Origin of the sequence: Mesorhizobium sp. WSM3868 (assembly GCF_002294785.1) — a bacterium.
Taxonomy (GTDB): Bacteria; Pseudomonadota; Alphaproteobacteria; order Rhizobiales; family Rhizobiaceae; genus Mesorhizobium.
Genome location: NZ_NSGB01000018.1, coordinates 30,272 through 51,238 on the forward strand (window position 1 = coordinate 30,272; position 20,967 = coordinate 51,238).

The 20,967-nt window shown below is 62.8% G+C and carries 20 protein-coding genes and 1 pseudogene; 17 read left to right on the forward strand and 4 right to left on the reverse strand.

The window, feature by feature from the left end; translation table 11 throughout:
• The 16 genes and pseudogenes from CK221_RS23880 (at nt 1) to CK221_RS30410 (ending at nt 14,034) form a co-directional block, all read left to right on the forward strand.
• Complete coding sequence (locus CK221_RS23880) at nt 1–1,131, forward strand: glycosyltransferase (protein WP_095779483.1); 1,131 nt, start codon at nt 1–3, stop codon at nt 1,129–1,131.
• Nucleotides 1,128–2,222, forward strand: a complete 1,095-nt coding sequence (locus CK221_RS23885; RefSeq protein ID WP_095779484.1) for a glycosyltransferase — start codon at nt 1,128–1,130, stop codon at nt 2,220–2,222. The genes CK221_RS23880 and CK221_RS23885 overlap by 4 nt, the downstream gene beginning before the upstream one ends.
• Nucleotides 2,219–3,328 (forward strand): glycosyltransferase, encoded by a 1,110-nt coding sequence (locus CK221_RS23890; RefSeq protein WP_066991976.1) that lies wholly within the window; start codon nt 2,219–2,221, stop codon nt 3,326–3,328. Before CK221_RS23885 ends, CK221_RS23890 begins: the two co-directional genes overlap by 4 nt.
• 23 nt (nt 3,329–3,351) lie before the next feature.
• Nucleotides 3,352–4,308, forward strand: a pseudogene (locus CK221_RS23895) (UDP-glucuronic acid decarboxylase family protein); the annotation flags it as partial.
• Nucleotides 4,309–4,760: 452 nt separating this feature from the next.
• On the forward strand, nt 4,761–4,919 hold the full coding sequence (locus CK221_RS23900) for a DUF3309 domain-containing protein (RefSeq protein WP_095779485.1): 159 nt from the start codon (nt 4,761–4,763) through the stop codon (nt 4,917–4,919).
• 191 nt (nt 4,920–5,110) lie between these two features.
• Entirely contained in the window at nt 5,111–6,214 is a 1,104-nt protein-coding gene (locus CK221_RS23905; RefSeq protein ID WP_095779486.1) for an inositol-3-phosphate synthase, read from the forward strand.
• A complete protein-coding gene (locus tag CK221_RS23910; protein ID WP_066991967.1) occupies nt 6,211–6,804 on the forward strand; it encodes a histidine phosphatase family protein in 594 nt (197 codons plus the stop codon). Before CK221_RS23905 ends, CK221_RS23910 begins: the two co-directional genes overlap by 4 nt.
• 13 nt (nt 6,805–6,817) lie before the next feature.
• Entirely contained in the window at nt 6,818–7,918 is a 1,101-nt protein-coding gene (locus tag CK221_RS23915) for a glycosyltransferase (RefSeq protein WP_095779487.1), read from the forward strand.
• A complete protein-coding gene (locus CK221_RS23920) occupies nt 7,918–8,721 on the forward strand; it encodes a nucleotidyltransferase family protein (RefSeq protein ID WP_095779488.1) in 804 nt (267 codons plus the stop codon). The genes CK221_RS23915 and CK221_RS23920 overlap by 1 nt, the downstream gene beginning before the upstream one ends.
• Nucleotides 8,722–8,723: 2 nt before the next feature.
• Nucleotides 8,724–9,485: a TIGR04290 family methyltransferase gene (locus CK221_RS23925; protein ID WP_095779489.1), complete on the forward strand. Its 762-nt coding sequence runs from the start codon at nt 8,724–8,726 to the stop codon at nt 9,483–9,485.
• Entirely contained in the window at nt 9,478–10,410 is a 933-nt protein-coding gene (locus CK221_RS23930) for a beta-xylosidase (protein ID WP_095779562.1), read from the forward strand. Before CK221_RS23925 ends, CK221_RS23930 begins: the two co-directional genes overlap by 8 nt.
• Before the next feature lie 22 nt (nt 10,411–10,432).
• A complete protein-coding gene (locus tag CK221_RS23935; RefSeq protein ID WP_095779490.1) occupies nt 10,433–11,497 on the forward strand; it encodes a glycosyltransferase in 1,065 nt (354 codons plus the stop codon).
• Entirely contained in the window at nt 11,494–12,486 is a 993-nt protein-coding gene (locus CK221_RS23940) for a GNAT family N-acetyltransferase (RefSeq protein ID WP_095779491.1), read from the forward strand. Before CK221_RS23935 ends, CK221_RS23940 begins: the two co-directional genes overlap by 4 nt.
• 50 nt (nt 12,487–12,536) lie before the next feature.
• Nucleotides 12,537–13,391 (forward strand): methyltransferase domain-containing protein, encoded by an 855-nt coding sequence (locus tag CK221_RS23945; RefSeq protein ID WP_245430721.1) that lies wholly within the window; start codon nt 12,537–12,539, stop codon nt 13,389–13,391.
• Between the two features lie 64 nt (nt 13,392–13,455).
• Entirely contained in the window at nt 13,456–13,674 is a 219-nt protein-coding gene (locus CK221_RS23950; protein WP_066992288.1) for a hypothetical protein, read from the forward strand.
• 183 nt (nt 13,675–13,857) lie between these two features.
• A complete protein-coding gene (locus CK221_RS30410) occupies nt 13,858–14,034 on the forward strand; it encodes a hypothetical protein (RefSeq protein WP_082980368.1) in 177 nt (58 codons plus the stop codon).
• Between the two features lie 9 nt (nt 14,035–14,043).
• On the opposite strand, the gene CK221_RS23960 is transcribed toward CK221_RS30410, so the two are convergent.
• The 4 genes from CK221_RS23960 to CK221_RS23975 form a co-directional block, all read right to left on the reverse strand.
• The gene (locus tag CK221_RS23960; protein ID WP_066992285.1) at nt 14,044–14,607 is read right to left on the reverse strand and encodes a sigma-70 family RNA polymerase sigma factor; all 564 of its coding nucleotides are present in this window, start codon (nt 14,605–14,607) and stop codon (nt 14,044–14,046) included.
• A 361-nt stretch (nt 14,608–14,968) separates the two neighbouring features.
• Complete coding sequence (locus CK221_RS23965; protein ID WP_066991949.1) at nt 14,969–15,373, reverse strand: response regulator; 405 nt, start codon at nt 15,371–15,373, stop codon at nt 14,969–14,971.
• On the reverse strand, nt 15,370–18,963 hold the full coding sequence (locus CK221_RS23970) for a CheR family methyltransferase (protein WP_095779492.1): 3,594 nt from the start codon (nt 18,961–18,963) through the stop codon (nt 15,370–15,372). Before CK221_RS23970 ends, CK221_RS23965 begins: the two co-directional genes overlap by 4 nt.
• Complete coding sequence (locus tag CK221_RS23975; RefSeq protein WP_348628445.1) at nt 18,917–20,281, reverse strand: chemotaxis protein CheB; 1,365 nt, start codon at nt 20,279–20,281, stop codon at nt 18,917–18,919. Before CK221_RS23975 ends, CK221_RS23970 begins: the two co-directional genes overlap by 47 nt.
• 53 nt (nt 20,282–20,334) lie before the next feature.
• Here CK221_RS23975 and CK221_RS23980 point away from each other — a divergent pair, with 53 nt between their 5' ends.
• Complete coding sequence (locus CK221_RS23980) at nt 20,335–20,772, forward strand: CBS domain-containing protein (protein WP_095779493.1); 438 nt, start codon at nt 20,335–20,337, stop codon at nt 20,770–20,772.
• The last annotated feature ends 195 nt before the right edge of the window (nt 20,773–20,967 follow it).

The window sequence follows — 20,967 nt, forward strand, 5'->3', positions numbered from 1 at the left end:
ATGCATTTTGTATTCTACACCCATTCCGTCGTTTCCGATTGGAACCATGGCAATGCGCATTTCCAGCGCGGCATCATGCGCGAGCTTGTTGCGAACGGACACCACGCCCTCGCGCTCGAACCCGCGGACGGTTGGAGTCGTTCGAACCTGCTGGCCGAGCAAGGCCCCTTTGCCGTCGAGCGCTTCCGGAAGGATTTTCCCGAGCTGATGCCGGTGACCTACGATGCGTCCTTCGATCACGAGACCTGGATTGCGAAGGCGGATGTGGTGATCGTCCATGAATGGACCGATCCAGATCTTGTGGCGCGGATCGGGCGGGCCAAGCTCAACGGCGGCAAGTTCACGCTGCTGTTTCACGACACGCATCACCGCGCCGTGTCGGCGACGCAGTCGATCTCGGCACTGAACCTGGAGCACTATGACGGCGTCTTGGTCTTCGGCGAGGCGTTGCGCGAGAGCTACCTTCGCGCCGGCTGGGGCCGCCGGGCTTTCACCTGGCATGAAGCAGCGGACGAACGGTTGTTCAAACCCTCTCCCGATGTCGACGCCGTATCGGATCTGATCTGGGTCGGCAACTGGGGCGACGACGAACGCAGCGCCGAAATCCACGAGTTCCTCGTCGCGCCGGCACGCGAGCTTGGCCTGTCGGGAACCGTTCACGGGGTGCGCTACCCAGCGCAGGCGCGGGCCGCGCTCGCCGACGCCGGCTTGCGCCACGAGGGTTGGATCGCCAATGCCGACGTCCCGAAAGCGTTCGCGCAGCATCGCGTGACGGTGCACATCCCGCGCCGACCCTATCGGGACCATCTGCCGGGCATTCCCACGATCCGCATGTTCGAGGCATTGGCCTGCGGCATTCCCCTCGTCTCTGCGCCATGGTCGGACGTGGAAGAGCTGTTCCGTCCCGGCAAGGACTTTCTGTTTGCCCGCGACGGCGCCGAGATGCGCCAGCACCTGCGCGACGTGCTGCACGACGCCGGGCTTGCGAAGGCTCTGGCGGCAGCCGGGCTGGAAACCATCCTGGCACGGCACACATGCCGGCGCCGCGCCGACGAATTGTTCGACATACTCGCCGCATGCGGCAATCGCCATGCGGTCGACGGGGTGCCAGCAAGGGAGGCCGCCGCATGAAGATCGCCTTTTACGGATCCAGCCTGCTGTCGTCCTATTGGAACGGCGCCGCCACCTATTATCGCGGCCTGCTGAAGGCACTTTCCCGGCGCGGTTACGACATCGTCTTCTACGAGCCGGACGCCTTTGACCGGCAGAAGCACCGCGACATCGAGGTTCCCGACTGGTGCGACGTCGTCGTCTACGAGGCGACGCCGGATGCGCTGATGCAGGTCGCTTGCTGCGCCGCGCAGGCCGACATCGTCGTCAAGGCAAGCGGTGTGGGCTTCGAAGATGAAGCGCTGTTGCGCGCCGTGCTCGACCACGCCCGCAATGACGCGCTGGCGGTGTTCTGGGACGTCGACGCCCCCGCGACGCTCAGCGAGTTGCGGAACGATGCCGCCCATCCTCTCCACGAGGAGCTCAAAAGGATCTCCCTCGTGCTGACCTATGGCGGCGGAGATCCGGTCGTGTGGGACTATAGGGCGCTTGGCGCCGCCGAATGTGTGCCGATCTACAACGCGCTCGATCCTGAGACGCATTTCCCTGTCGCCCGAGATCCCCGCTTCGCCTGCGATCTCGCCTTTCTCGGCAATCGCCTGCCGGACCGCGAGGCCCGCGTGGAAGGCTTCTTCCTCGAGCCGGCCGGAGCGCTGGAGGACCAGAAGTTCCTGCTCGGCGGATCAGGCTGGGGCGACAAGGCGATGCCGGAGAATGTCTCCTGGCTCGGCCATGTCGGCACTCGAGACCACAACGCCTTCAATGTCACGCCGAAGGCGGTGCTGAACATCAGCCGCGACAGCATGGCCAGCAACGGCTTTTCGCCGGCAACGCGGGTGTTCGAGGCGGCCGGCGCCGGTGCATGCCTCATCACCGATGCCTGGGCCGGTGTCGAGCTGTTCCTTACGCCTGGCGAGGAAATCCTGGTGGCGCGGGACGGCGCCGATGTTGTCGAGATCATGTGCACGCTCACACCAGGGCGCGCAAAGGCGATCGGGGCGGCAGCACTTCGGCGTGTTCTGGCCGAGCACACCTACACACTGAGGGCTGAACGGGTTGACGCAATCTTCAAGGCGCATTTCGAGCGCGAGACCGTGGAGGCTGCAGAATGACGAAGGCACTCGACATCGTGTTCCTGGGTCTTTCTCTGTCCTCTTCCTGGGGCAATGGCCATGCGACGACCTTTCGGGGACTGCTGCGGGGCCTCGACGAGCTCGGCCATCGCATCACCTTCCTCGAACGCGACGTGCCCTGGTACGCGCACCACCGCGACCTGCGCGACCCCGATTATTGCGACTTGCGCTATTACGACACCGTCCAGGAGCTTCGTCGCAACCATGAACGAGACCTTCAGCAGGCCGATGTCGTGGTCATCGGCTCGTTCGTGCCCGAAGGCAGGGCGGTCATCGACGACCTGGCGTCGCTGTGCACCGGGCTATTCTGCTTTTACGACATCGACACGCCGGTGACGCTGGCCAGGGTTGCCGAGGATGACTGCGACTATCTCGCCCGCCGGCAGGTTCCCTATTTCAACCTTTATTTCTCCTTCACGGGCGGACCGACCCTCCATCGCCTGGAGCTCGAATTCGGCGCGCGTCGGGCCGAACCGCTCTATTGCTCCGTCGACCCCGAGCGGCACCATCGAAACCGAAATGTGATCAAATGGGATCTAGGCTATCTCGGCACCTACAGTCCGGATCGGCAGCAGACCCTGGAAACGCTTCTGCTCGAGCCTGCGCGTCGACTGCCGGATCGACGCTTCGTGGTCGCGGGCTCGCAATACCCGCACGATATCGACTGGCCCGACAATGTCGAGCGGATCGAGCACCTGCCGCCGGCCGAGCATGCCGGATTTTATAGCCGGCAGCGCTACACGCTGAATGTGACACGCACTTCGATGGTCGAAGCCGGATGGTCGCCCAGCGTCCGGCTTTTCGAAGCTGCGGCGTGCGGGACGCCGATCATCAGCGATCGCTGGCCCGGCCTCGACAGTTTCTTTCCGGCTACGGCGATACAGACGGCCGGCAGCGCAGATGATGTGACGGGAATTCTTCTGGGACAGCCGGACCGCGCCAGGCTCAGCATGGCCAGGCAGGCCCATTCGCTGGTCCTGGAAAGACACACCGGAGTTGCTCGGGCACGAGAGTTCACGTCGATGCTGGCGCGGGCAAGGCAGACACGTCCGGTGCTCGATCTGGATGTCGAAAGTGCAGCATGACAGGCAGACAGGAGAACACACAGATGCGGCGTTCAAGAAAGGCCCAACAGACACGGACGGCGCTTGTCGCCGGCGGTGCCGGTTTCCTCGGTTCGCACCTATGCGAGGCCCTGTTTGGCATCGGCTATCGCGTGATCTGCATCGACAACTTTCTCACCGGCCGAATGGAGAACATTACGCCGCTTATCGGCCAATCGCGCTTCCGGTTGATCGAGCAGGATATCTGCAGCCCGCTGGAACTGGGTGAGCCGGTCGACCGTGTTTTCAACCTGGCATGCGCGGCGTCACCGCCCCGCTACCAGGCCGATCCAGTTCACACCACGCGCACTTGCGTGGTCGGGTCGCTCAATCTGCTCGAGCTTGCCGTTCGCGACGGTGCACGGTTCCTGCAAGCATCGACCAGCGAAGTGTATGGTGATCCCGAGCAGCATCCGCAGCGCGAGGACTATCTCGGCCATGTGAACTGCATCGGCCCGCGCGCCTGCTACGACGAAGGCAAGCGCACCGCGGAGACGCTTTGCTTCGACTATCTTCGGGCCGATCGGGCCGACGTGCGTGTCGCCCGTATCTTCAACACTTATGGCCCAAGGATGGACCCCGCCGACGGTCGCATCGTCTCGAATCTGGTCATGCAGGCACTTGAAAAGCGGCCGATGACGATATTCGGCGATGGCCGGCAGACGCGATCCTTCTGCTACGTCACCGACCTGGTGGAAGGCCTGCTGCGGCTCATGGACATCGAGCCCAATCCGCGCCAACCGATCAATCTTGGCAACCCCGGGGAATTCACCGTCCTCGAACTGGCGAGCCTGGTGAGGGAACTGACCGGCACCAGGTCGCCCGTCAAATTCCTGCCTTTGCCGGAAGACGATCCTCGCCGGCGACGCCCCGATATAGCCCGTGCGAAGGAGCTTCTCGGATGGGCCCCCAAGGTACCTCTCCGGCAGGGCCTGCTGCAAACGGTCGTTTACTTCGCCGAACTCGAAGGCAGCGCGACCGTGTCGCCCGCCGCCGCGACCAACAGGCCCGGAGCAGACGGATTTGAAACCGGCGGCCCGCAGGATCCCGATGCGTCCGGCGTTCTTTTCACCGAAGCGGAACATCCGACCGAGATTCTGGTTGGGCCCGATAACCGGCACGGAGAACGCAGTCGTGCAGTCGAAGCGATCAGCCAAGGACATCGAGCAGATGGCGGCCGCGGAAACCGCCGCCTTCCTGCGACGAGCCTCCATCACCTACCTCGAATGTTGCGTCAGCCTGATGATGACGCATCTTCAACGCGAAGAAGTCGCAACCATCCTCGAGCGGGAAGCTGACATGCTGCGCAGGCTGGACTGAGCCCCCAGCGCCTCAGACGAATGACGAACAAATAGCATATGAGCCCCGCAGTCTGAGGTCCGAACGTCCACCTCGCCAATGAAGGGGACCCGATATGAGTCTCGGCACAATCCTCATTATTATCCTGATCTTGTTGCTGATCGGCGCGATCCCGGCCTGGCCGTATTCGTCGGGCTGGGGCTATGGGCCTTCGGGCGTGCTCGGCGTCATACTTGTCATCCTGCTGATCATGGCGCTCATGGGCCGGATTTGAGGCCGAGCGGGCGAGATTCCATTACCCGCACTCCGAACGTCGCGTCCTGCGCTGGCCGTTCGGAGACAACGCGGCAACGGGAGTATTGAACGTCGACCGCATCGGCGAATTTTCCACCTCTCAAGGAACATTCCCGACCGGTCACAGTTCGGCGCGAGGAACTTACCTCCAACAATAGAGGCGGCGGTTTCGTGACATCGAAAAAGGTTCGCATCGGCATCGTCGGTGTCGGCAATTGCGCATCCTCCCTAGTGCAAGGCCTCACCTATTATCGTCAGGCAAAAAGCAACGAGCCGATCCCCGGGCTAATGCATGCCGATCTCGGCGGCTACCATGTCGAAGACATCGAGGTCGTCTGCGCCTTCGACGTCGCCAAGAGCAAGGTCGGGCGCGATGTGGCCGAAGCAATCTACAACGCCCCGAACAACACCTTCCGTTTTGCCGATGTGGCGCCGATCGGCGTGCGCGTGCAACGCGGACCTACACTCGACGGCATCGGCAAATATCTGCGCGATGAAATCGAGGAAGCGAATGAGCCGGTCGCCGACGTGACCGCAGGCCTTCGGGAAAGCGGGGCCGAGGTGCTGGTGTCCTATCTGCCGGTCGGCTCGGATGTGGCAACCCGCTATTATGCCGAATGCGCGCTGGCGGCCGGGTGCGCTTTCGTCAACTGCATACCGGTCTTCATCGCTTCGCGGCCGGAATGGCGCCGGCGCTTCGAAGAGCGCGGCCTGCCCCTGATCGGCGACGACATCAAGAGCCAGGTCGGCGCTACCATCGTTCACCGGCTGCTCGCCAATCTGTTCCGGGAGCGCGGGGTGCGTATCGACCGCACCTACCAGCTCAACTTCGGCGGCAACACGGACTTCCTCAACATGCTGGAGCGTGAGCGGCTGGAATCGAAGAAGATCTCCAAGACGCAATCGGTCACCAGCCAGATCGATGTTCCGCTCGAGCCCGGCAACATCCATGTCGGACCCAGCGATCATGTGCCTTGGCTCACCGACCGCAAATGGGCCTATATCCGAGTCGAAGGCACGACCTTCGGCGGCGTCCCGCTGAATGCCGAGCTCAAGCTGGAAGTCTGGGATTCGCCCAACTCCGCCGGAGTGGTCATCGACGCGGTGCGCTGCGCCAAGCTGGCGCTTGATCGCGGTATCGCTGGGGCGCTCACCGGCCCTTGCAGTTATTTCATGAAGTCTCCGCCGGAGCAGTTCACCGATGCCGAAGCCCGCCTGCGCACGCTCGCCTTCATAGCCGGTAGGGGCGAGCCGATGCTCGATGCCGCGGAATGACAACGACCATTTTCCTCGTGCGGCATGCTGCGTATGACAACGTCAACGGCTATTTGGCAGGCCGCCAGGATATCAATCTTGGCCAAACCGGCCAGGCACAGACGCTGCGTCTGGCCCGCCGTCTGGCGAGGGAACCGCTCGCGGCCATTTTCAGCAGCCCGCGCAAGCGCACCTTGGAAACCGCGAAACCGATCGCTGTCGCCTGCAATATTGAGCAGATCGGAATCTGCCAGGAATTGGACGAGATCGATTTCGGCGCATGGTCCGGTAAGACATTCGAAGAGCTGGCCAATGACGCCGCCTGGCGGATGTGGAACGACCAGCGACAGAGCGCCCGAACACCGAGCGGCGAGACCATGCAGGACACCCAGCAGCGGATCGTCGACCTCATGGACGTGCTGCGCGAACAAGCCCCAAACCGATGCGTTGCACTGATCAGTCACGCGGACGTCATCAAGGCTGCGGTGTGCAAGGTCCTTGGTCTTCAGCTCGGCGACTGTTTTCGCTTCGACATCGAACCTGCCTCGATCACCACCGTCGTCCATGGCGACTGGGGCTCTAAGCTCATTCGCCTGAACGAAATCGCCTGACTGGAGCTGCCCGATGCGCATGGTGATCTTCGGCCTCACGGTCACCTCTTCCTGGGGAAACGGACATGCCACGCTTTGGCGCGGGCTGATACGCGCGCTGGCGCCACTCGGCTGGTCGATCAGCTTCTTTGAGCGCGACACGCCCTACTATGCCGGCGCAAGGGATCTCACCCATCTCGATGGCGGCCACGTGGTGCTCTATCCGGGATGGGATGATATTGCCCAGGCTGCGGCAATCGCGGTCCGGCAGGCTGACGCGGTCATCGTCACCTCCTACTGCCCGGATGCTGTTGAAGCCTCACGCCTCGCGCAGGAGAGTTGCCGTGGGCTCAAGGTGTTCTACGATCTCGACACCGCGGTGACGCTCGCGCGCATCGAGCAGGGCGAGCAGCCCCCCTATTTCGGTCCGGAAGGCCTTCGCGATTTCGATTTGGTGCTGAGCTACACCGGCGGCGAGGCGCTCGGTGCGCTCAAGTCCATGCTGGGGGCGCGCAGCGTCGTGCCGCTCTACGGTCATGTAGATCCGGAGCGTCATCGGCCGGCTAAGCCCAGGGCCGAGTTTGCCGGCGATCTGTCCTACCTCGGCACTTATGCCGCGGATCGCCAGGCCGGCGTCGAGAAGCTGCTCGTCGCGCCCGCTGTCCGGCTGCCGGATCGCCGTTTTGTCATTGGCGGCGCTCAATATCCGCAGGAGTTTCCGTGGAGCGACAACATCTTCTTCGTCAGGCATTTGCCGCCTGCCGATCATCCGGCTTTCTTCTGCTCGTCACGTCTCACGCTGAATGTCACCCGCGAGGCCATGGCGCGCAAGGGCTGGTGCCCCTCCGGCCGGCTGTTCGAAGCGGCTGCCTGCGGCGCCGCCATCGTTTCCGACGACTGGCCGGGTCTGGACGACTTCTTCGAGCCCGGCAGCGAAATCCTGCTTGCACATTCCACCGACGATGTGGTCGCCGCGCTCGGTTTGTCGGACCGCGACCTCGAGGCTTTGCGCCGCCGAGCCCGCGAACGCGTCCTCGACGAACACACATCCGCACGCCGCGCCGCGGAACTGGACCGGATTCTAGTCGAAGCCGCCACCGCGCCAGCAAGCGAACCGATGAAGGAAACCGTCTGATGTTGGGTATCGTGCCTGCGGCAGGGCGCGGCAGCCGCATTCAACCACTGGGTTTTTCCAAGGAGCTGCTCCCGGTTGGCAGCCGGATGGACGGGCAAACCGAGCGTCCGTGCGCGGTCAGCGAGTATCTGGTGCGCCGAATGGTGCGCAACGGCGTCGACAGGATCTGCTTTATCATCGGTTCGGGTAAGTCCGATATCCTCGAATACTATGCGGCCGGCTATGACAGCGCGGCCGCTATCTTCGTGGCGCAGCCCTCTCCGGTCGGTCTTTGCGACGCGATCTTCCGCGCCGCCCCTCTCGTGGCCCCGGAAGAGACCGTCCTGATCGGTCTGCCGGACACGATCTGGTTTCCCGAGGACGGCTTCTGCCACCTGCCGGACGACCGGCTGTCTTTCCTGCTGTTTCCTGTAGACCGTCCGGAGCTTTTCGACGCCGTGGTCGTCGATCAGGACGGCCGCGTCGAGCAGATCCAGGTCAAGCAGCAGGACGCAGCCACGGACTGGGTCTGGGGCGCGTTCAAGATGCCGGGCTGCATCTTTCAGCGGCTCGCGGCGCTTTGGCGCGAGCGGGACGGCTGCGACGAGTATTTCGGAACGCTGGTCAATGCTTACCTTGCGGCCGGTGGTAAAGCCTGGGGCATCAAGGCGGGCTCGGCCTATGTCGATGTCGGCACCTTCAACGGCTACCGCACGGCGCTCCGACTGCTTGAAAACAACGACGCCTCGGAAGACGATGGCACAGCGATATTCGTGCCGCCGAGCCGCTCGCACGTGCCATCCTTGCCAGGCGAAGGAGGCTGACCATGCTGCATTCCGACGCGGAAATTCGCCGCCGCATCGATGCGCTTGGACCGTGGTTCCACAACATGCAACTGGCGGGCGTGGAGACCGCTCCCGACCATTTCCTCGGCAACTATCCTCTGGTGAAATGGCAGAAATTCGCGGATGCGATCCCGGCCGATCTCTCGGGCAAATCGGTGCTCGATATCGGCTGCAACGCCGGGTTCTATTCCATTGAAATGAAGAAGCGAGGCGCCGATCGCGTGCTCGGCATCGATTTCGACGTGGACTATCTGACACAAGCGCGTTTCGCCGCCGAAATCGCCGAGTGCGACATCGAATTCCAGCAATTATCGGTCTACGACGTCGGCGCTCTCGGCGAGACCTTCGACATCGTGCTCTTCATGGGCGTGCTTTACCATCTACGCCACCCGTTGCTGGCGCTCGACCTCATCCGCGAGCATGTTGCGCGCGACTTGATGATCTTCCAGTCGATGCAACGCGGGAGCAGCGAAATCCTCGCGCTCGAACAGAACTATGATTTTTGGACGCTCGACCTGTTCGATCGAACCGAATTCCCGAAGCTGCACTTCATCGAGCACCGCTACGCCGACGATCCGACCAACTGGTGGATCCCGAACCGCGGCTGCATCGAGGCGATGCTGCGCAGCGCCGGCTTCCAGATCCTGCTTCACCCGGAAGACGAGGTCTACTTCTGCCGCGCGTCCGATGAGCCGGCGGGTGAAGGTGCGGTCTACCCGTCGAAAGGACGAAATGATGATTGAAGCCGCCATGATCTGGAACGAGCCCAACAACAAGTCGCATTGGGACCCAGAGCTCGATCCGGACTGGAGCCGCTTCGCCGGCATGACTATCCTGGCGGCGGACGCGATCGGGCTTGAAAACCCGGCGATCACCAGGGTGCTTGGCGGCATTTCGCCGATCGATGCCGGCTTCATGTCGCTGATCAAGGGATATGGTGTCCTCGACCATGTCGACGCCGTCGCCGTGCACGGCTTCCCGCTCGACTGGAACCTTTGGCAGATCCACGAATGGCCGCAAAAGCTCGGCGAGATCGCCGAAGTCACCGATCTGCCGATTTGGATCAGCGAAGTCGGCGTGTCGAGCTTCGGCGCCGAGGAGGTCCAGGTCTGGGGCCTGCGGCGGACGGCGGAGCTTCTGCTTGGCAACGCGCCCCGCGTCCAATGGTATAGCCTTTATGATTTGCCTCACGCTTGGGGAGCGACCACACGGCATCGCGAGGTGGAAGGCTCCTCCTATTACCGTCATTTCTACATGGGTCTTCTGCGCGAGGATGGCTCGCCCAAGCCCGCGCTCGAAGAGTTCGTGCGGCACACTCCGGAAATGGGCCTCGTCCAGTGGTTCCATTTCGAGGACCACCGACTGGACGACGCCGTTGCCTGGATGAAGCGGCTGGGCGTCACCAGTCTGCGCACCGGCCTCTCTTGGGCCGACAGTTTCAGACCGAATGCCCTCGATTGGTTCGATCGCCAGATGGAAGCCCTGGCAGACTTCAACGTCACCATCACTTTCTGCTTCACGCCCGAGCACCGAGGCCTGCAGCCTCATCACACCAGCCCGCCACAGGCGCCCGAAGAGTTCGCCGAATTCTGCGCGAAGATGGTGCGCCGCTACGCACCTGGCGTGCGCGACGCCGCGATGCCGATGCGGCGGATCTCGGCCGCATGAGGTCACTTCGGCTCGATCAGCCATGACGCTTACCGTGCTCAACGTCGCCTATCCGCTTGCGCCTGTCGGCCTCGATGCGGTCGGCGGCGCCGAGCAGGTGCTGTCGATGCTGGATCACGCACTGGTCAGGCAAGGTCATCAATCCATCGTCGTCGCCTGCCGGGGCTCCAGCGCGGCCGGGACCCTGGTCGAGACGCCTGCCGAAACAGGCGCGCTCGACGAGACGGCAAAGAGCCGCGCCCAGGACGCGCACCGCGCGGCGATCGCAGCCGCGCGTGCGCGCTGGCCGATCGATGTCGTCCATCTGCATGGCATCGATTTCGATGCCTATCTTCCCGATGACGGCCCCACGCTCGTGACACTGCACCTGCCGCTTGCCTGGTATCCGGCCGGAGTGCTGAGCCCGGCCCGTGAAGACCTGTGGCTGCACGCGGTCTCGGAGGCGCAGCAAGCAACCGCGCCGGCCGGATCGAGACTGATCGCGCCCATCCCAAACGGGGTTGACGTCAATGCGCTTACCGATCCCCGGTCGCATCGCAATTTCGCGCTCGTATTAAGCCGAATATGCCCGGAAAAAGGCATCCACCTGGCGATCGACGCCGCGAAGCGCGCTGGAGTGCCGCTTGCAATTGGAGGGCAGATATATCCCTACCGGACACATGTTCAGTATTTCGCCGACGAGGTGGAGCCTCGCCTCGACAGGCGGCGGCGTTTCCTGGGACCGCTCGGGTTTTTCGCCAAGCGGCGGCTTCTCAACGCCGCCCGCTGCCTGGTCATTCCGAGCCTCGCCGCGGAGACGAGCTCGCTCGTTGCCATGGAAGCCCTCGCCTGCGGCACTCCGGTTGTGGCCTTCCCGAATGGCGCCCTGCCCAATGTCGTTGAGCACGGCAAGACCGGGTTCCTGGTCAATGATATCGACGAGATGGCGATAGCCATCGACGCTTCGGCCGACCTCGACAACGAAACATGCCGGGCAGAGGCGCGAGACCGGTTTTCGCTCGATCGCATGGTTTCGGCCTATATGGATGCCTATCGGGCATTGGCAAAGCTCGGCGATTCCCGCGCACGATTGGGAGCCGTCGGGTGAGCGGCCTGCGTGCCGATGTCATCGGCGACCAAGATGCGCTCGACGGTCTAGAGCAGCATTGGTGGTCGCTCTGGTCGCAATGCGGCTCTGCTACGCCTTTCCAGTCACCCGCCTGGCTCCTGCCATGGTGGCGGACATTTGCGCCGGGCGATCTCTCGGCGATCGCCGTGTGGAACGGAAACGATCTCGTCGGCCTGGCACCCCTCTACCTCGAACGGCACACTTCCGGTTTGCGCCTGCTTCCGATCGGAATATCGCTGAGCGACTATCTCGATATTCTTTGCGCACCCAAGTTCGAAGAAGCCGTCGGTACCTTGATTGCTGAGACTGTGCTTTCGCTCAAATGGTCGCAATGGATCCTGCCGGACCTTTCGGGTGAAGCCGCATCCCTGGAGCTTTTGCTGCCTGGGATCGACGAGAGCCGATCTACCTGCCATGCCGCCTGCCCCGTGCTTGCCTTGGCTGGCGACGAGACGCTTGCAGGGTGCGTTCCCGCGCGGCGAAGACGCCAGCTGCGTCGCGCGCTGCGAGCCGCGCAACGGAGAGGCCGGGTGACGATCAACCGGGCGGAGGCCGCGCCGGAGATATTTCTCGGTCAGCTGATCCGCCTGCACGACGCCCGCTGGGCCGGACAGGGCGGCGGCGTGCTGACCAAAAGCGCGATCGAGTTTCATCGCAATGCCTTGCCCCGCCTCGCCGCGAGCCATTTGGCGCGATGTTGGCTGATGGAAATCGACGGCGCCGTCGTCGGCGCCTATTACGGTTTTCATCACCGCGACCGCGCTTATGCCTACCTCGGCGGCTTCGACCCCTCCTATGCATCGGAGAGCCCCGGCGCCATTCTGATCGGCAAGGCTATCGCCGAAGCCGTTCAGGACGGCGCGCGAGAGTTCGATTTTCTACGCGGCCGGGAGAGCTACAAATACAGTTGGGGAGCAGAGGACCGATGGACGGTGCAAAGGGTCTGGACCCGGAGCGCCTCGCCATGACCACAGCAGAGCGAGTGAGGTCGACCGCGAGGCATATCCTCGAGAATTGCATGGCGACCGACCTGTCCGCCGAAGTCGCGGTCGCCAGATTGGCAGTCGAGACGGATATGCGCGCGCCAGAATTGGCGGACGTCGCATTGGACATGCGTACAAGCGCTGTCGAGCAAAGGGGCTGGCTCGAGGACATAGCCGTGCTTCTTTCAGGCAAGGCAGATGCCTTCGATAGTCTGAGGTTAACGGCAGCTTCGGTTTGTCATGACCGTCTGCGCGGCGAAACCGGTGAGATGACGATCCGCCGGCTGGCCGAGGGCTTTGACGAGGCGGTCGCCATCTCTCCGGCAGCCAGCGTCCAACTTTCGTCGCTTGGCGATGAGGAAAAGCTTTCGGCTGCAACGGCCGAAATCGTCGCTTGGCTGGAGCGACAGGATTTTACCGGCGCGGACAAGACAATACTCGATATCGGCTCCGGCATCGGCCGCTTCGAATGCCCGCTCCACGCCAGAGCTAAGCATATCGTCGGCATCGATATCTCGCCAAGGATGGTTGCCGTCGCGCGCCGACGCTGCGCCGGTCTTGGCAATGTTGGATTCCGCCGGACCTCCGGCCTCGACCTTGGCGAATTCGTCGATGCGGGTTTTGATGGCGTGTTGGCGGTCGATAGCTTCCCTTACCTGGTACTTGCCGGCGTCGCCGAGCGGCACTTTATCGAAGTGGCGCGCGTGTTGCGGCCAGGAGGGATGGTGGCAATCCTCAATTATTCATACCGGATGTCGCCCGCCGCCGATTCCTCCGACATCCGCCATCTCGCCCGAATATGCGCCATGGACGTCCTCATCGATGGCGAGATGCCTTTCCGTCGATGGGACGGCACCGCCTTTCTTATTCGTCGTACCGGCGGAACATAACCGACGGACCGAAGTTCGGCTCCCAGACCACTTGCGCAGAATCTGGAAGACCCAGGAGAAGAAGATGGCGTCCGGCGGTAAGAAACACATGGGACGCGGCAGTCAGGGCAAAGGTGCCGGGACCGGAGCGAAGACGACGGTTCCGAAAGACATGATTGGCGAAAATGACGTCCTGTCGAACCGGGATAAGAAGCAGCATACAAAAGAACGCGGCCTCGACAGCAATCGGATCAAGTCCGATCAGTATCAAGACCACGCGGCAAACCGGATTCCGGAAGACTGATCTTGCGGGGACTATCGCAAGACTTTGCCGGCTCGCAACGGATCAGTTCAGGCAAAGGGTTTTCGCTCCGCCACGATCTGCTGCGGGGCTGAAGCTGATCGGCGGCTGTAAGCGCCTTGCAAACTCCGGCCGTGTATGGTCTCAAGTGAATCTCGAAGGGGCCACATTTGCTAAGAGAATGCCATGTCTCGTCCGAGCCAGCGCGATCCCGTAAGCCAGGCAAGCCTGGGCATAGACCAAGAGATCGCGTCGTTGTTGACCGCCATTGAGCAGGAAAAAGTTCCTGATCGGCTGACCAAGCTCGCGATCGAGTTGCAGAATGCGCTGATCGAGAAGCGCCGGTGCAAAAAGGAGAACTGACGGCAAGCCTCATCGATGCCTGTCAGCGCTTCTGTCCCAGTGATCTTCCGCAACATGGTCGTGTCTTTCGACCAGCGCTTGCGATGAGCTTTCATCAAGGAATTCCAAGACGCTTGCACGCGCGCGGTTGAGACGGCTTTTAACGGTACCGACCGCGCAATCGCATATCTCCGCGGTTTCTTCATAGCTGACGCCCAGCACACCGATCAGCGTCAGCACCTCGCGCTGATGTATCGGAAGCTTCTGCATAGCGCGGTAGACTTCCTTGGTCCGAACGGACCAGTCCTGCGAGGCTTCCGAAATCGGCCGGCTGGAGGCGCAGTCAAGCAAACCGGGCGCCTCCCTAGCTGCCGCCTTGACCCGCGTATAATGCGTATTGCGCATGATGGTGAAAAGCCAGGACTTCAATCGCGTCCCCGGCTCGAACTTGTCCAAGTTCGCAAGCCCCTTGGTCAGGGTCTCCTGCACCAAATCGTCGGCATCATCGGGCAAGCGGCAAAAAGTGCGCGCAAAAGCACGCAAGGCAGGAATGAGGTCGACGACAGCGACCTCGCCCGGTACGCAGTCAGGCACGGCATGGCCTTTGGGTAACACGGTTCTCACCCCAGCAGAGAGAGTTGATGGGCATTGATTAGGGAGAATGCGTGACGATGATGATCGTTCCTGTTGTAAGCGAACTTGCTTGAACCTGGGCCAACCGATGGTGGCGTCGCGGTTCGAGCTAGAGGAACCAACTCCCACCAATCCCCTGGCGGCCGCAAAGATCACCGCGGTCGTACCCCCCGAACGATGTTGGTGTTCCCTATGACCTGGTCGGTCATGATCCTGCGATCGTTCGATCAACAGCAGCGGAGGAGTGGAAAAGCCTCGCACGATTCCAGCCCAGACCAGTGCCTGCATCGGATGTTGCGAAACGCTTGCAGGAGCCCGATTGCTACAGGCGAGAGCGCCGCGCGGCCTCGGTGCCTGCGCGCGCCAATCGCGCGACCGCCTCGATCAGCACTTTGGTCTCCACGGGCTTAGACAGCCTCGGCGAATCCCGGAACCGATCCGGAAAGACCGTCGCGCTGTCATAGCCGGTGAGGAAGAGGAACGGCACGTCTCGCGCGGCGAGGTGCTCGGCCAGCGGAAAGCTGCGTTCGCCCTGTAGGTTGACGTCGAGCACCGCGCCATCCAGCTCGACGCCATCGATCTGCTCGAGCGCCTGTTGGACCGAAGGCGCGGGCCCCACGACATGGCAGCCTGCATCGGTCAATTCGTCGGAGAGGTCGAGCGCAACCAGGAAAGCGTCCTCGACGACGAGGATTCGCAGGCCCGATAATGGAGCGCTCTTGTTCATGCGTAGCCGGGCAGCGGCTCGAAGGCTTCGGTTCGGGCAAGGGGGATTTCAAGCAGGCACTCCAGGCCGGTGGGCCGGAAGTTCAATTCGACACTCCCCCTCAGCTCGTACTCCAAACTCTGCTGGATGAAAGTGGTTCCAAAATTTCTGCGGGATGGCTCTTCCACGGCCGGACCGCCGAGTTCCTTCCAGCTGATCGAAAGCATGCCCGGCTTCACCACGTTCCAGGAGACCTCGACGCGTCCGGTCTCGGCGGAAAGCGCCCCATATTTGGCGGCGTTGCTGGCAAGCTCGAAGAACACCATGCCGAGTGCCGCCGCCGTTGCCGCATCGAGGTGGAACGGCCGGCCGTGAACGACTAGGTTCTGGCGTCCCGTGCTGCTGTAGGGGGAAAACGTCGCCCTCAGCAGTTCCTCGAGGTCGGCGTCGCCCCAATTGTGGGAAGACAGGACCTCATGCGTGCGCGCCATCGCGTGCAGTCGCTCATGGAATGATGTCGCGAATTCCCCCATTGAGCTTGACGAGCGGATCATGCGCGAGGTCAGTGCGGTGATCGTGGCTAGGATGTTCTTCACACGATGCTGCAGCTCGTGCAGCAGCCTCTCCTGAGCGCGCTCGGCCTCCTTATGGTTCGAGACATCGACCAGGGCCGCAATAGCGCCCCGAACCCTGCCGGACTCGTCAAACAGCGGATTGGCCGACATCATCACGTCGATGCTTGAGCCGTCCCCCTGCGCGATTCGGGCTTCGTAGCCGGGGACGGGCTTGCCCGTTCGCATCGCCTTCTGCAGCGGCTGCTCGTGCGTTTCCACCACGGAGCCGTTCACCATCAGCGGCAGGACCGCCGGCACAGTGCTGAGCTTGCCGTCCGCGGCGCGCCGGCCGGCGAGCTCGGCCGCGCGGCGATTGGCGCGGATGGCATCGCCGTCGTCGTCTTCGGCGATCAAGATGCCGACAGGCACAAGATCCAGAACAGTCTCCAGGCTTTCGAGGCGGTTGCGCAGGTCGTGCGACAGCGCGCCGATCTTTTCCTCCGCCTGCGCGATCTGGGTAATGTCGACGAAGGTGACGACGACGCCGGCGATGACATTGTCCACGGTGCGGTAGGGCATCACGCGCATGATGTAGCGCTTGGCGCTTTCGATGACTTCCACCTGCCTTTCTATCGTCCCCAGCCGCTGCAGCACCTGCTCCATGTCTGCCTGCAGCCGGTCCGCGGCAAAGCGCGGCCGCACATGCGCGAGCGGCCGGCCGACATCGCTTTCGACCAGCCTGAACAGGTCCCGCGCCGTCGGCGTGAAGTTCTTGACGCAAAGATCGCGGTCGAGGAACACGGTCGCGATCTGCGTGCTTTCGAGCAGGTTGGACATGTCGTTGTTGGCGCGGCTGAGCTCGTCGACGCGGATGTTGAGCTCGGCATTGACGGTCTGCAGTTCCTCGTTGATCGATTGCAGTTCTTCCTTCGAGGTTTCCAGTTCCTCGTTCGAGGACTGCAGCTCCTCGTTGATGGAGGACAGTTCCTCGTTGGAGGACTTCAACTCCTCGTTGGACGATTCGAGCTCCTCCGTCGTGATCTGGAGCCGCTCCTTGGTCTCCCGCAGCTCCTTTTCGAGCTGACTGACATTGGCGCTTTCGACATCGTCGGTCGTGTGGACGGGCTCGTCCTCGGTCTCCGCCTTGATGCCGCCGATGTCCCGGAAGACCAGCATGTAGAGTGGGTCCGTCCCGCCCTCGGCCGGCAGCGGCTGCACGGCGAGGCTGATCGTCTGGCGGCCGCCATTGGTACCGACGTTGATCTTGTTCTGAACCGCCACCTGGCCGGTGCTGACGGCTTTGTGAAGCGCAGCCCTTAGATCCATGCGCAGCCCGCGCCGCGCCATGGAAAAAACGTTGTGGTCGGGAGCACCGGCCGCGAGCTCGAGGTATTTGCCCGTGCCTCCGGAACTGTGCATCAGTTCGCCCGCCGCGTTGATGACCACATAGGCCGGCGCATAGCGCTCGACGAGAAAACGCTCGGCGACTTCCTGCACAGTTCCTGTCGTCGTCCGTTGCCGCACGGCCGGCGCAGCCTGTCTGGCCGCGGCGGCAAGCGGGAATTCCGGCAGCCGTTGCGCAGCGACGCCGCTGCGCTTCTGGAAGATACGGCTCGCCTTGTCGACGGTCGAGAACAGGCGCGCATGGCGCGTGACGTTCTCAGAAGATCCGAGAAAGAGATAGCCGTTGCTGCGCAGCGCGTAATGGAAGATCGGGATGATCTTTTCCTGCAGTTCCGGCCCCATATAGATCAAGAGATTGCGGCACGCGACCAGGTCGAGCTTGGAAAACGGCGGATCGCGTAACAGATTGTGCGCCGAAAACAGGCAAGCCTCTCGCAAATCGGCGGAAACGCGGTAGGTGCCGTCCTCGCGTGAGAAGAACTCCTTTAGCCGCTTCGGCGCCACGTCGCTCGCCATCGTTGCCGGGTAGCGCCCGGCGCGCGCCACTTCCAGCGCGCGCTCGTCGATGTCGGTGGCGAAGATCTGCAGGTTGGGAGAAGCGGCGCCGCGCGGCGCGTTCTCCTTCAGAAGCATAGCGATCGAATAGGCTTCCTCTCCGGTGGCACAGCCAGGCACCCACACCCTGATCGTCTCGTCGGGCTTTCGGTTCTCGAAGAGCTTGGGGACGACGAAGCGTTCGAGCGCATTGAAAGCCTGCGGGTCCCGGAAGAAGCTGGTCACCCCGATGAGCAGGTCCTGGAACAGGAGATCGACCTGCTGCGGCTCGTCGCGCAACCTGTCGTAGAACGCGGTGGGATCGTCGATCTGGAGCACCTGCATGCGCCGCTGGATGCGCCTCAGGATGGTGTTGTCCTTGTAGCCGCTGAAATCATGGCCCGTGCGCACGCGAAGCAGCGCCGCGATGCGCGAAAGCTGCTCGGCCACGTCGCGCTTGCGTCGGTCGCGCTCACTTTCGTCGCGGGTGGCGTGGCTGAAATAACCAACCAGCTTCGTCGCCATTTCTTCCGCCGGAAGCACCATGTCGATCATGCCGCTCTGCACGGCGCTGCGCATCATGCCGTCATATTCGGCGCCTGCCTGCGCAAGCGTCAGCCCGCCGTGCTCCTTGATCGCCCTCAGACCGATGGTGCCGTCGCTGCCCGTTCCGGAAAGAATGATGCCGGCCGCATCCTCCCCTTGATCCTGTGCCAGGGACGTGAAGAAATCATCGATCGGCGTCCGTTTGGAGCGCATGGCGGCCATCTTGGCTACATGAAAATGCTGCCCCTCAGTGGTTACCGAGACACCGGGCGGCGTTACGTAGATGTGGTCGGGCTCGATCTCCAGGCCCTCGGCCGCGGTTTGCGTTTCAATCGCGGTGGAGCGCTGGATGATCTTGGCCAGAACGCTTTCATGCTCGGCGTCCAGATGCTGGATCACTACAAAGGCAAAGCCGCTGTCGGCCGGCACTTCCGGAAAGAACTTCTGCAACGCCGCGATGCCGCCCGCCGAGGCGCCGATGCCGATGATGGGGAATGGCGCGGCTTCCCTCGCGCCACCGCGCGAGCTAGCCTTCGCTTTCCTTGCCGTTGCCTTCGTCGCCGCCTGCGCCATTGTCTGCTACCCGTGCCCGCCTGCTTTCCAGGATGCGCTCGATCACAGCTGCATCCGCTTCGTATTCCTTCGCGCGCCGGCCAATCTCGCTGGCGAGTTTGGAGCGATTCTGCGCCTTTTCCCGCTCTGCTCTCCGCCTGGCAAACTCTGCCCGCTGCTGATGCGACCGCAGCAGGCTCCACAGAATCTCATCCGCCTCGCTGGCCTGCGCCTCCATCACCGCGTCGGCGGTGAAAGCATGCCCGGTATGGCACCGATAGCGCAGCATGTCACCGTCTTCGATCTCCCACAGCGGCCCATGGCATTCCGGGCATGTAAACACCGACAGTTCGCCAAGTCGATCTGGTTCTTTCATGGTGGAATGCTCCTGCGCGGCGATGGCCGCTTCCAACCGCACGCCTGACGGCGCCGGTAAGGTTTCGCCCGCCGGCTCGGCCGCCAGCTTCGTCAGCAGGCCGCCCAGTCTGGCGGCGGGTTCGCAATGATCGATTTCGACATAAAGCTGCGCGCTTTCCACCATGGACGGCACCAGCGCGTCTTTCGGGTGCTGGATCACCGCGAGACCGCCGACCGCCTTGATCGCCCGCAAGCCGGCGGTGCCGTCGGAAAGCGAGCCCGACAGCAGCACGCCGATGACGCTTGCGCCGAAGGTCAGCGCTGCCGAGCGGAACAACGGGTCGATCGACGGCCGGGCCAGGTTCTCACGCGGCCCACGCCGCAGCATCATGTGATCGCCGTGGAGGAGCAGGTGGAAGCCGGGCGGCGCGACATAGATATTTCCCATCTTGAAGCACGCGCCGTTCTTGGCGACAGAGGCCTTCAGCGCTCCCGCGCGATCGAGGATTTCGGGCAGATAGCTGATCTGGCCGACATGAAGCACGATGAAGACGGCCGCCGGCAGATCGGCGGGAAGGTCGCTCACGATCTTCCTCAGCGGCTCGACGCCGCCCGCCGACGCGCCGATGACGATGATGCAGCGATTGCGCGCCTCTCCTTGCCGCGAACTCGTCTCGGCCTCGCGGGCAGGTGAGATTCGGTTTCGAAAGTCGGCCATGGCACCCCTATCGGGTCGCCCCCCGGCCCATAACACAATGGGCGAAGGCAGGACTCTGTTCCATGGGCGGCGCACGCAACGATCGCCGGATCGGCAACAGCACGAACGGGTCTCGGCCGAACATGCGCAATGGGGTGCCGGCCTGCTTCCCTCGGGCCTCCGCAAGGACCGGTCGCCTGTCCGGCTGTCATTCGAGCCCCACGGCGGAACATTTCCATGCCCTTCCGCCGCGCGAGATTTGAAGGAACCAATAGCGCCAAGCATTTGTTTTCTCAGTTCAGGTTCGGCGGTGGGCTCCGCAACAAAGGGAGAGAGCCATGAAGGTCGGCAGTTGCATGACAAAGGACGTTGCCGTCGCGAATCCCGAACAGTCGATCCGCGAGGTGGCGCTGATGATGGGCAAGCTCGACGCCGGCGTCGTGCCTGTCGGTGAAAATGACCGGCTGGTGGGGATGATCACCGACCGGGACATGGTCATCCGCGGTATAGCGCTGGGCAAAGGTCCCGATACCAAGGTGCGCGATGTCATGAGCCAAGAGGTAAGATATTGCTTCGATGACGAAGACGTCGATCATGTTCTTGCTAACATGGGAGACTTGCAGGTGCGCCGGCTCCCGGTTCTGAACCGAGACAAACGGCTCGTTGGCATCATCTCCCTTGGAGACCTCGCAAGAAAGGGTGAGACACGGGAGGCTGGAGAGGCTTTGAGCGGCATTTCGGCGCCAGGCGGTGTTCATTCGCAGACCGCCCATTGATGACAACGACGATCGTCGGTTGACGCCCGCCGGGCGTGACTGGGTTGCGGCGGCCACATTGCGGCTTCGCAACCTGATCACGTCCTGCGGACCGACCGCTGGCGATGTCAGCCTAAGCCAACGCTGTCTGGCCCAAAGCCTGATCTCTTTAGGCAGAGGGTCGCGCCTAGTGTTGCGTTCTCCGGCCATTGTTTG

What these genes read in the sequence shown, in the direction of transcription:
- CK221_RS23880 (WP_095779483.1), top strand. Translation starts at nt 1, where the DNA reads ATGCATTTTGTATTCTACACCCATTCCGTCGTTTCCGATTGGAACCAT.
- CK221_RS23885 (WP_095779484.1), top strand. Translation starts at nt 1,128, where the DNA reads ATGAAGATCGCCTTTTACGGATCCAGCCTGCTGTCGTCCTATTGGAAC.
- CK221_RS23890 (WP_066991976.1), top strand. Translation starts at nt 2,219, where the DNA reads ATGACGAAGGCACTCGACATCGTGTTCCTGGGTCTTTCTCTGTCCTCT.
- CK221_RS23900 (WP_095779485.1), top strand. Translation starts at nt 4,761, where the DNA reads ATGAGTCTCGGCACAATCCTCATTATTATCCTGATCTTGTTGCTGATC.
- CK221_RS23910 (WP_066991967.1), top strand. Translation starts at nt 6,211, where the DNA reads ATGACAACGACCATTTTCCTCGTGCGGCATGCTGCGTATGACAACGTC.
- CK221_RS23915 (WP_095779487.1), top strand. Translation starts at nt 6,818, where the DNA reads ATGCGCATGGTGATCTTCGGCCTCACGGTCACCTCTTCCTGGGGAAAC.
- CK221_RS23920 (WP_095779488.1), top strand. Translation starts at nt 7,918, where the DNA reads ATGTTGGGTATCGTGCCTGCGGCAGGGCGCGGCAGCCGCATTCAACCA.
- CK221_RS23925 (WP_095779489.1), top strand. Translation starts at nt 8,724, where the DNA reads ATGCTGCATTCCGACGCGGAAATTCGCCGCCGCATCGATGCGCTTGGA.
- CK221_RS23930 (WP_095779562.1), top strand. Translation starts at nt 9,478, where the DNA reads ATGATTGAAGCCGCCATGATCTGGAACGAGCCCAACAACAAGTCGCAT.
- CK221_RS23935 (WP_095779490.1), top strand. Translation starts at nt 10,433, where the DNA reads ATGACGCTTACCGTGCTCAACGTCGCCTATCCGCTTGCGCCTGTCGGC.
- CK221_RS23945 (WP_245430721.1), top strand. Translation starts at nt 12,537, where the DNA reads ATGGCGACCGACCTGTCCGCCGAAGTCGCGGTCGCCAGATTGGCAGTC.
- CK221_RS23950 (WP_066992288.1), top strand. Translation starts at nt 13,456, where the DNA reads ATGGCGTCCGGCGGTAAGAAACACATGGGACGCGGCAGTCAGGGCAAA.
- CK221_RS30410 (WP_082980368.1), top strand. Translation starts at nt 13,858, where the DNA reads ATGTCTCGTCCGAGCCAGCGCGATCCCGTAAGCCAGGCAAGCCTGGGC.
- CK221_RS23965 (WP_066991949.1), bottom strand. Translation starts at nt 15,373, where the DNA reads ATGAACAAGAGCGCTCCATTATCGGGCCTGCGAATCCTCGTCGTCGAG.
- CK221_RS23970 (WP_095779492.1), bottom strand. Translation starts at nt 18,963, where the DNA reads ATGGCGCAGGCGGCGACGAAGGCAACGGCAAGGAAAGCGAAGGCTAGC.
- CK221_RS23975 (WP_348628445.1), bottom strand. Translation starts at nt 20,281, where the DNA reads ATGCTTGGCGCTATTGGTTCCTTCAAATCTCGCGCGGCGGAAGGGCAT.
- CK221_RS23980 (WP_095779493.1), top strand. Translation starts at nt 20,335, where the DNA reads ATGAAGGTCGGCAGTTGCATGACAAAGGACGTTGCCGTCGCGAATCCC.